This is a genomic window from bacterium (genome assembly GCA_037131655.1).
Lineage (GTDB): Bacteria > Armatimonadota > Fimbriimonadia > Fimbriimonadales > JBAXQP01 > JBAXQP01.
This window is the reverse complement of the sequence record JBAXQP010000445.1, coordinates 1-1,766: the sequence shown is the minus strand read 5'-3', so window position 1 is coordinate 1,766 and position 1,766 is coordinate 1. Positions and strand designations below refer to the sequence as shown.

Annotated in this window: 1 protein-coding gene; it reads left to right on the top strand. The window is 49.9% G+C overall.

Going from position 1 to position 1,766, the window contains the following annotated elements; genetic code table 11:
* Positions 1-1,766, top strand: a 1,766-nt coding sequence (locus tag WCO51_13465; GenBank protein ID MEI6514261.1) for an acetate--CoA ligase family protein, incomplete at its 3' end; no start/stop codon positions are given.

The following is a 1,766-nucleotide window of genomic DNA, read 5'->3' as shown; positions in this document are numbered from 1 at the left end:
ATATTACGTCGAAGAGGACATCCACTCGACGTATTCTTTTCGCCGGATAGTGTTGCAGTTATTGGCGCAACGGAAACTCCCGGCAGCGTCGGCCGAACTGTTTTATGGAACTTAATAACAAACCCATTCGGCGGAATGGTCTTCCCTGTTAACCCTAAACGTGCAAGTGTTTTAGGAATCTTGGCCTATCCAAATATAAGCGAAGTCCCGGAAACCGTTGACTTGGCTGTTATCGTAACTCCAGCAAAGGCCGTTCCAGGAGTTATTAAGGAATGTGTTGCCGCAGGCGTGAAGGCCGCAATCGTTATTTCCGCAGGGTTTAAAGAACTCGGTGAAGAAGGCTTAAAGCTCGAACAACAGGTTCTAGAAGAAGCTAGAAAAGGGGACTTACGCATAATCGGCCCCAATTGTTTAGGCGTAATGTGCCCACAAACAGGGTTAAACGCTACCTTCGCCCGTGTGATGGCTAGCCCAGGAAACGTTGGTTTTATCAGCCAGAGCGGCGCTCTTTGTACTGCCGTTCTTGACTGGAGTATCGAGCAGCATGTTGGCTTCAGCGCATTCATCTCTGTCGGTTCGATGGCCGATGTCGATTGGGGCGATTTAATTAGCTATCTGGGTGACGATCCACGAACTCAAAGCATTCTGATTTATATGGAATCAATCGGTGATGCCCGTTCGTTCCTCTCTGCCGCCCGTGAAGTTGCTCTTTCAAAACCGATTATCGTCATCAAAGCCGGAAGAACTGCAGCAGCCGCCAAAGCTGCAGCATCCCATACCGGTTCATTAACGGGAAGCGATGAGGTATTAGATGCGGCTTTCCGACGTAGCGGCGTCTTAAGGGTCACCAATATCGCTGACTTGTTTTATATGGCCGAAGTTCTGGCTAAACAGCCTCGGCCAAAAGGTCCCCGAATGACTATCGTCGCCAATGCAGGTGGACCGGGTGTACTTGCAACCGACTCACTAATCACCAACGGAGCTGAATTAGCTGAACTGGCGCCTGAGACAATTGAGAAACTCAATGAAGTACTCCCGCCACAGTGGAGCCACGGTAATCCGGTCGATATTCTTGGAGATGCTGATCCTGAAAGATATGTCAAGGCGCTCGAAATCGCTGCTAACGACCCCAACAGCGACGGCCTCTTAGTAATTTTAACTCCGCAAGATATGACCGATCCCACACAAACGGCCGAACACGTAAAAGCCTTCGCCAAAATCGAAGGGAAGCCCCTATTGGCAAGCTGGATGGGTGGAACGGAAGTTGCAGCCGGACAAATGATTTTGAACCGCGCAAGTATCCCAACATTCCCCTACCCTGATACTGCCGCCCGCGCATTCACTTACATGTGGCAGTACAGTGATAACCTACGTGGTTTATATGAGACTCCTGCCTGGACTACTGAAACCGAAGACCATCACCGTGATGAAGCTGAATCAATCATAGCCAAAGCACGCAATGAAGGCCGAACGATCCTCACTGAATTCGAGTCCAAGCAGGTGCTGGCTCTCTACGGCATTCCTGTTGTAGAGACGCGAATCGCTAAATCAGAAGTGGAAGCAGTCGCTGCCGCAGATGCCATCGGCTACCCGATTGTGTTAAAGCTTTTCTCGGAAACTATTACACATAAGACCGATGTAGGTGGGGTCAAACTTAACTTAGTCAGCCCACAAGATGTCCAGCAAGCTTTCACCGAGATCCAAAAAGCAGTTACTGAAAAAGCCGGTGCGGAACACTTCGGAGGCGTAACCGTTCAGCCCATGAT